This is a genomic window from Avibacterium volantium, assembly GCF_049366555.1.
Taxonomy (GTDB): Bacteria; Pseudomonadota; Gammaproteobacteria; order Enterobacterales; family Pasteurellaceae; genus Avibacterium; species Avibacterium volantium_A.
In genome coordinates this window covers 1-7,683 of sequence record NZ_JBMMGT010000044.1, presented here as the reverse complement: position 1 = coordinate 7,683, position 7,683 = coordinate 1, and the positions used below count along the sequence as shown (strand labels likewise).

Below are 7,683 nucleotides of genomic sequence, written 5' to 3'. Positions count from 1 at the left end.
TTCTCGTTTATCTTAAATGTGCCATACGGCAAAAATGGTTAAGATTGAAAATAGCGTAGCGAGTCCGTAGAAAATCACGCCTGCGGCTGGAATATGTACTTTAAAATCATGCAAACCTAGGTGAACACGGTGAATGCCACACCAAGCAGGTAAGATTAGTAATGCAAGGAGTGCTAATTTTCCTATCCAAGTACCTGTAAATGCAATGATATTGTCTGGCGAAACCAATCCAAATGGAAGTAAAAAGCCTAAAATCAGCACAAGAACAGGGAAGAATACGGCACTGATTGCACCGCCCGCACCAAATAATAACCATACAACAGGTTCATTTGAACGTTTTGGATTTTGTTTATTCATATTCTTATTTCCTATACGAGAATTAAGGTAATAATGCTAACGAAAGCGGTAATCCCCCAGAATACGCGAGAGATTAATTTGGCATCTAGGCGTTCATTTTTCACAATAATATTGGCCATTTGTGGTGCCATATTAAAGAACGTGTAGCTATTTAATAGCACTGCACCAAGAGTGATGATGTTTAAAATCACCACGATTGGGTTTTGCAAGAAATGAACAAAATTTGTGGCGAATGTGCCATTGCCTAGGCAAATTAAGCCGTAAAATAGCTCTAAACAAAACCATAGGGTTGGAACGGCTGTGCTTTCACGCAATACATAGAATTTGTAAAAATCTAACTTTTTCCACCAAGTTGGTTTCACTTCACGCACATATTTTTTGCGTTTGCTTGCGGTTACTGTTGTCATTTTACTTCTCCTTTAGTTTTGCGGTTTTAACATTGCAAAAACGTAGTCTTTCGCACTTTCGATTTTGCCTTGGTTCACTGCGGAGGCTGGATTAACGTGTTTTGGACACACTTCAGAACAGTAACCCACGAATGTACAGCTCCACACCCCATTATCACCGTTAAGAATTTTCATTCGTTCAGCTTTACCGTGATCACGATTATCAAGGTTATAGCGATGCGCCAATGTAATTGCAGCAGGGCCGACAAATTCTGGATTTAAGCCGAATTGTGGGCAAGCGGCATAGCATAAACCACAGTTAATACACATTGAGAATTGACGATATTTCTCTAATTGTGCTGGTGTTTGCTTAGTACGGCTTTTCGCTAATTCCGCTGATGGGTGCGGTTTGCCATCTAATGGCGGCGCTTCATTACCGATAATATAAGGCTTAATGCTTTCTAAACTTTCGATAAAGTGGCTGAGATCCACCACTAAATCACGTTCAATTGGGAAGTTAGCCAATGGTTCAATACGCATATGACCGCTGTAATCACGCAAGAAGGTTTTGCAAGCGAGTTTAGGCTTATCGTTTACCATCATTCCGCACGAACCACAAATTGCCATACGACAAGACCAGCGGTAAGACAATTCAGGCTCAAGTTTATCTTTAATATAACCAAGTGCATCTAACAATGAGGTTTGGCTATCATAAGGCACTTGGTAAGTTCTTAAATAAGGTTCTTTATCCACTTCAGGGTTATAACGCAGAACCTCAATATTCATCATTGCTTGATTAGCCATTTGTTTGCTCCTTAGCTTTCGCTGCCGCTTCTTGCGCTTCAGCTTCCGCACCATAAACACGTTTTGCAGGTTGAGATTTTGTGATTTTCACTGGGCTGTATTCAATGCGTGGCATACCATCTTCATTGTAGAAAGCCAAAGTGTGTTTTAAGTAATTCACATCATCACGTTCTGTGTAGTCTAAACGTTGGTGAGCACCACGAGATTCTTTACGCTCAATGGCTGAATTCGCGATAGATTGTGCTACATCTAAAATGTAACCTAGTTCTACGGTATAAAGCACATTGGTGTTGAACACGCTTGAGCGATCAGCAATGCGAATGCGTTTATAACGTTCTTTTAGTTCAGCAATTTTATCAACCGTTTGTTGCATACTTTCTTGTGTACGATAAATACCACAACCTTCCTCCATTGAATCGCCCATTTCATCACGGATTTGTGACCAAGATTCAGTACCCTCTTGGTTATATAAATCTTCTAAACGTTGGATCACATCGCGCGCTTGTGCATCTACCGCTGTTTGGTTGGCAGGTGCGGCTTCAGTAGCACGTTTTGCTGCATATTCACCGGCAACACGGCCTAACACCACTAGTTCAGCAAGTGAGTTAGAACCTAAACGGTTCGCACCGTGCAAGCCTGATGAAGCACATTCACCCACAGCAAATAAACCTTTAATACGAGTTTCGCTGTTGAAGTCCACTTCAATACCACCCATTGTGTAATGCACAACAGGGCGCACAGGAATTGGTGCTTTGGCAGGATCAACACCCTCATAAGCGTTAGCAAGTTCACAAATAAATGGTAAACGTTCGTGCAAATATTTTTCACCTAAATGACGTAAGTCAAGGTGAACCACGTCCACGCCTTTTGCGGTTTTTAAGGTGTTGCCTTTACGCCATTCTTGCCAGAACGCTTGCGACACTTTATCACGCGGGCCTAATTCCATATATTTATTTTCAGGTTTACCGATTGGCGTTTCAGGGCCTAGACCATAATCTTGTAAATAGCGGTAACCGTCTTTATTGACCAAAATACCACCTTCACCACGACAACCCTCTGTCATCAAAATCCCAGTATTTGGTAAACCAGTTGGGTGATATTGTACGAATTCCATATCACGCAATGGCACACCGTGGCGATACGCCATTGATAAACCATCACCTGTTACAATACCGCCGTTTGTATTGAAGCGGAATGCACGACAACCACCACCGGTTGCGATAATCACCGCATTGGCATTGATTTGCACCAATGTCCCTTCCATCATATTCATTGCCACCATACCACGAGCGTGGCCATCATCAACAAGAATATCTAACACGAAATGCTCGTCAAAACGTTGAATTTGAGGAAATTGCATTGAAGTTTGGAAAAGGGTATGTAACAAGTGGAAACCTGTTTTATCGGCAGCGAACCAAGTACGTTCAATTTTCATACCACCGAAACGGCGCACATTCACATCACCGTCTTGTTTACGGCTCCAAGGACAGCCCCAGCGTTCTAATTGCGTCATCTCGACAGGGGAATGTTCTACAAAGTATTCCACCACGTCTTGTTCACATAACCAATCGCCCCCAGCTACGGTATCGTGGAAATGTTTATCATAAGAGTCTTCTTCCTTGATTACTGCAGCGGCGCCTCCTTCCGCAGCCACAGTATGGCTACGCATAGGGTAAACTTTTGAAACTAAGGCAATTTTAAGGTTTGGATTTGCCTGTGCTGCTGCAATTGCCGCTCGTAAACCACCGCCACCAGCGCCAACAATTGCAATATCGACATTAACAGTTTGCACGATTTCCTCCAATATAAAGTAGATGAAATGTCTAAGGAAAATTTCAAATCGTTTGAAATTTGTTAGGGTGAGTTTATTTTGCCACGCTTTTATAAAATAAATCAGACTTTTTTATCAAAAAACGGGAGCAAAGTTTCAAAGTGTGATCTAACTCAAAAAAGTTAGATAGAATTCACCCACTTAATGAGAATTTTTCTCTTTTAGAATGAAGACATTGCATAAAAATAACTCATCTTGTTGAAATATTTCAGGTAAAATAACTGCACTTTTTTCACAAAATGGCTCAGACAAATTATGACAGAAAATGAACAATGGCGACCAACGGCCAGTATTCAAAATTTATTAGCCCGTGCCAAAATTATGGCCGAAATTCGCCGCTTTTTTACTGATCGCGGTTTATTAGAAGTAGAAACTCCAATTTTGAGTGAATTTGGTGTAACAGATGTGCATCTTGCTACCTTTAGCACAGAATTTACTTCTCCTTTTAAACATCAATCGAAAACCCTATGGCTTTCTACTAGCCCAGAATATCCAATGAAACGCCTACTTGCCGCTGGCAGTGGGGCGATTTTTCAGCTTTGCAAAGTGTTCCGCAATGAAGAATCGGGCAGAAAACATAACCCCGAGTTCACAATGTTGGAATGGTATCGCCCACATTTTGATATGTACCGTCTGATTAACGAAGTTGATGATTTACTACAACAAATTCTGGATTGCGAACCTGCAGAAAGTATGAGCTATCAATTTGCGTTTCAAGAATATGTCGGACTTGATCCACTTTCTGCTTCTCGCGAAGAGTTAATTGCCAAAGCGAAAGAACATCATCTGGAACAAGCGGAAAATGAAGATAGAGATACCTTGCTACAATTTTTATTCAGCACCGTGGTTGAACCTAAAATCGGGCAAGAGCGCCCTGTCGCTATTTATCATTTTCCAGCAACCCAAGCGGCATTAGCACAAATTAGCTCGGAAGATCACCGCGTGGCGGAGCGTTTTGAGTTCTATTATAAAGGCATTGAGCTAGCGAACGGCTTTAATGAACTCACCGATGCAAATGAACAACGTCACCGCTTCGAGCAAGATAATCGCCAACGTGAAAAGCTTGGCTTGCCAACACGTCAGCTTGACGAACGATTCCTTGCCGCACTTCAAGCAGGTGTGCCAAATTGTGCAGGTGTAGCCCTAGGCGTGGATCGTTTAATTATGATTGCACTTGGTGCTGAAAATATCAGTGAGGTTATTTCATTTAATATAGAAAACGCATAGACACTCAAAAAATGCTTGGAAAACCACCGCACTTTAGTTTCAGATAAAAACTGAAGTGCGGTGGTTTTTCTTTCAAATTGTGATCTTTCTCTCATATTTGAAGAAAATATTCAAATAATTTTATTTTATGGAGCTATTCTTTCATTTCTCATTTGAAGTAATCAAAAAAACATTATTTTTCATATGGTTATAGAGTTTGACTATCTTTCCTTTCTGGAGCATTCAAGTTGAAATCTATTTTTAGATCACATTTTTACTTCATTAGGGAGAGCTCCTATCTTTTTTAACATATTGTTTTTACTAGTGTTTATGAAAGTTGGAAAAAGTTTCCTATTTTTGACAGAAAAAAATAACCTACCTATATTATTTCCAACCGAAATTATTTTGGTTAACTAATATCAGGTTGATGGAAATTCAAGCTTTATTCTGTCGAGCATAATAAGGCCTTAAACAAAGGAAGTTCATTATGAAAAAGACACTTATCGCATTAGCTGTAACAGCAATGGTTTCAGCCACCGCAAATGCCACCATAATCTATGAAAAAGAAGGCACAAAATTGATTTAGATGGACGTATGCACTTTGAATTGCGTAATGATTCAGAGCAGCGAAATGATTTGCGCGACATTGGCTCTCGTGTGCGCGTAAGAGCATATCAAGATGTTGGTGCAGGATTTAAAGTGTTTGGTGGAGCAGAATTACGTTTTTCTCATGGTAACGGTTCTGCCAGCGCTATTGGTGGAAATCTCAGAACACATCGTCTATTTGCTGGGGTAAGCCAAAAAGATGTGGGTACATTAACCTTTGGTCGCCAATTAAACTTAGGCGATCATATTCCTAAAGCAAATTATACTTATGATGGCGGCGGTAACATTTTCTTTGATGGTCATAAAAAAGCAGCAACATTTATGTCAAATAAATTTGCAGGTTTTCGTTTTGCCGCAGATTATTATTTTGGACAAGCGAATAAAGCAAATCAAACCTCAAGTGGTACAACTGGCTGGGACGAAGGTCAAGGCTACGGTGTAGGCTTCTTCTATGATAATACTTTTGGTGATGTCGCTGTACGTTTTGGCTCAGGTTATTCATCAGTAACGCAATCAGAAGATAGTACAGAAGCAAAAGAATTTAAACTTAAACGTGGTGGTGTAGGCTTTGATATCACTTACGACAAACTCATCACATTAGGTTTTGACTGGGCATTTGGTAAAGTGTCTAAAACGGGGGTAGAAAGCGGTAATATTGGCTTCCAAAAAGTGGCGGGTTATAAAGCAACATTACATAAAAACAACCGTTTCTTAGTTGGCTTAAAAGTAATGGCAACTCCGCAAAATGCAGTTTATGGGGAATATTATTTCGCAACTGGTAAAAAAGCTGATCCAACAGCCGACGCATTGAAAATGCACGGCTGGATGCTTGGTGTAGATCATCGCTTTAATAAAAACTTTGTTGTGTATCTTGAAGGTGGTAAAGGTAAAGTTAAACAAGGTGGTAAAGTGCTTAACAAAAATGGAAAAGCAAATCACCGTGTTGCATTGGGGGCACGCTTCCTATTCTAATGTTAAAATGAGCTAAAATTTAAATTTAGATAAAAACCCGCAAGATAGTTGGCGGGTTTTTTGTAAAATATTTCATTTCATATCAAATTTTTATCAATTTTTGTGATCCCGATCACTGAATGCAGTGAACTTTTTCAGATTTTACGTTGACACTTGAATATTTCTTTGCCAATATAGCCCTGCTTCAAGTGAAGTCAGCTTTGACATTTTCTTTTAAGAAAAGTTTTAGCTTAACTTTAAATTGTTATAACAACTTAATTCTGAAAGGAATTTGATTATGAAAAAGACATTATTAGCATTAGCAGTTGCAGCTGTAGCAACTTCAGCAAGCGCAGCAACAGTTTATAACAACGATGGTACACAAGTTGATGTTGGCGGTCGTTTTGATGTAGCTTTAGGCAAGTTTAATGATGATGAGCGTGCGGATCTTCGTAACGTTGGTTCACGTTTAGAATTCAAAGCGCAACACGATTTAGGTGAAGGCGTTAAAGTAATTGGTTACTCTCGCTTACGCTTCAACGATGGTGGCGATAAATGGGATACTGGTTCTTCATTCAATAACATCAAAACTAACAAATTATGGTTAGCACTTCAAAAAGATGATTTAGGTCGTGTATCATTCGGTAAACAAGATACGACTGGTGATGCAGTAGAAATGAACGATCACTCTTACTTATTCGGTGGTAACAATAACCTATTCACTAGTGGTGATAAAGTTGTTTCTTTCCGCTCAGCAGATTTCCAATTAGCAGAAGGCCAAACTTTAGGTTTCGGTGCTGATTATACTTTTGGTCAAGCTAAGAAACAGAATGAAGCTTCAGACCTTAAATATGCTTATGGTACGTCTGCATTTTATGCAGGTCAATTCGCTGACGTTGGGGTGAATTTAAATGCTGGTTATACTGTAGAAGTATATGACAATGGTCAAGCAGCAAATAAAGATGCAAATCCTGCAGTTCAAGCTAAAAAAACCACAGGAACAGGTCGTAAAGTGCAATCTTGGCGTGTAGCTTCACAATTTGCTTATGGTCCAGCAACTTTTGGTGTTGAATATGGTCAATCTTTCTATAAGGATCACCAAACTCAAGATAAACAAGGAAGAGGACGTTTCTTAGAAGTTGCAGCGAAATACCAATACTTAGATAACGCTTCTGTATATGCTGCGTGGGAACGTAACGAATACAAAGGCTATAAAGATGGTTTGAAATTCGGTAAAAAAGATGCAAACTTCTTACGTACTGTTGTAGGTGGTTTAGCAGTAGCTAAAAATCAGAAGTTAACAGAAAATGTGTACCTAGTTGGTACAGACTACGCATTTAACAAAAATGTAGTAGCTTATGTTGAATATGCTCACTCACGTGTTAAAGGCACTGGTTCTATCGAAGGTGATGATGTAAAAGTTACAGGTAAAACTGAACGTGCTAAAGATAACCGTTATGCTGTAGGTTTACGCGTTTACTTCTAATTATTAAATCAATCTAAGATTGATATGAAAACCACCTCTTAACGAGGTGGTTTTTT

The 7,683-nt window shown here is 39.6% G+C and carries 7 protein-coding genes; 3 read left to right on the top strand and 4 right to left on the bottom strand.

Annotated features, from left to right (window positions below):
- Positions 1 to 12 precede the first annotated feature (12 nt).
- From frdD to frdA, 4 genes are read right to left on the bottom strand one after another with little or no spacing between them, the layout of a single operon-like run.
- The gene (gene frdD, locus ACLS0A_RS10725) at positions 13 to 357 is read right to left on the bottom strand and encodes a fumarate reductase subunit FrdD (protein ID WP_416080707.1); all 345 of its coding nucleotides are present in this window, start codon (positions 355 to 357) and stop codon (positions 13 to 15) included.
- An 11-nt stretch (positions 358 to 368) separates the two neighbouring features.
- A complete protein-coding gene (gene frdC, locus ACLS0A_RS10720; protein WP_103855772.1) occupies positions 369 to 764 on the bottom strand; it encodes a fumarate reductase subunit FrdC in 396 nt (131 codons plus the stop codon).
- A gap of 12 nt (positions 765 to 776) precedes the next feature.
- Positions 777 to 1,547 (bottom strand): succinate dehydrogenase/fumarate reductase iron-sulfur subunit, encoded by a 771-nt coding sequence (locus tag ACLS0A_RS10715; protein ID WP_103853250.1) that lies wholly within the window; start codon positions 1,545 to 1,547, stop codon positions 777 to 779.
- Positions 1,540 to 3,339, bottom strand: coding sequence for a fumarate reductase (quinol) flavoprotein subunit (gene frdA, locus ACLS0A_RS10710; protein WP_265757225.1), 1,800 nt, complete (start codon positions 3,337 to 3,339; stop codon positions 1,540 to 1,542). Before frdA ends, ACLS0A_RS10715 begins: the two co-directional genes overlap by 8 nt.
- Positions 3,340 to 3,633: 294 nt before the next feature.
- Between frdA and epmA the strand changes: the two genes are divergently transcribed.
- The 3 genes from epmA (at position 3,634) to ACLS0A_RS10695 (ending at position 7,627) form a co-directional block, all read left to right on the top strand.
- On the top strand, positions 3,634 to 4,605 hold the full coding sequence (gene epmA, locus ACLS0A_RS10705; RefSeq protein WP_416083447.1) for an elongation factor P--(R)-beta-lysine ligase: 972 nt from the start codon (positions 3,634 to 3,636) through the stop codon (positions 4,603 to 4,605).
- A gap of 573 nt (positions 4,606 to 5,178) precedes the next feature.
- Positions 5,179 to 6,162 (top strand): porin, encoded by a 984-nt coding sequence (locus ACLS0A_RS10700; RefSeq protein WP_416083448.1) that lies wholly within the window; start codon positions 5,179 to 5,181, stop codon positions 6,160 to 6,162.
- Between the two features lie 277 nt (positions 6,163 to 6,439).
- The gene (locus ACLS0A_RS10695) at positions 6,440 to 7,627 is read left to right on the top strand and encodes a porin (protein WP_416083449.1); all 1,188 of its coding nucleotides are present in this window, start codon (positions 6,440 to 6,442) and stop codon (positions 7,625 to 7,627) included.
- The last annotated feature ends 56 nt before the right edge of the window (positions 7,628 to 7,683 follow it).

Excerpts from the sequence above, each read along its gene's own strand:
- frdC (WP_103855772.1), bottom strand. The coding sequence starts at position 764 with ATGACAACAGTAACCGCAAGCAAACGCAAAAAATATGTGCGTGAAGTG.
- ACLS0A_RS10700 (WP_416083448.1), top strand. The coding sequence starts at position 5,179 with ATGCACTTTGAATTGCGTAATGATTCAGAGCAGCGAAATGATTTGCGC.
- ACLS0A_RS10695 (WP_416083449.1), top strand. The coding sequence starts at position 6,440 with ATGAAAAAGACATTATTAGCATTAGCAGTTGCAGCTGTAGCAACTTCA.
- frdD (WP_416080707.1), bottom strand. The coding sequence starts at position 357 with ATGAATAAACAAAATCCAAAACGTTCAAATGAACCTGTTGTATGGTTA.
- epmA (WP_416083447.1), top strand. The coding sequence starts at position 3,634 with ATGACAGAAAATGAACAATGGCGACCAACGGCCAGTATTCAAAATTTA.
- ACLS0A_RS10715 (WP_103853250.1), bottom strand. The coding sequence starts at position 1,547 with ATGGCTAATCAAGCAATGATGAATATTGAGGTTCTGCGTTATAACCCT.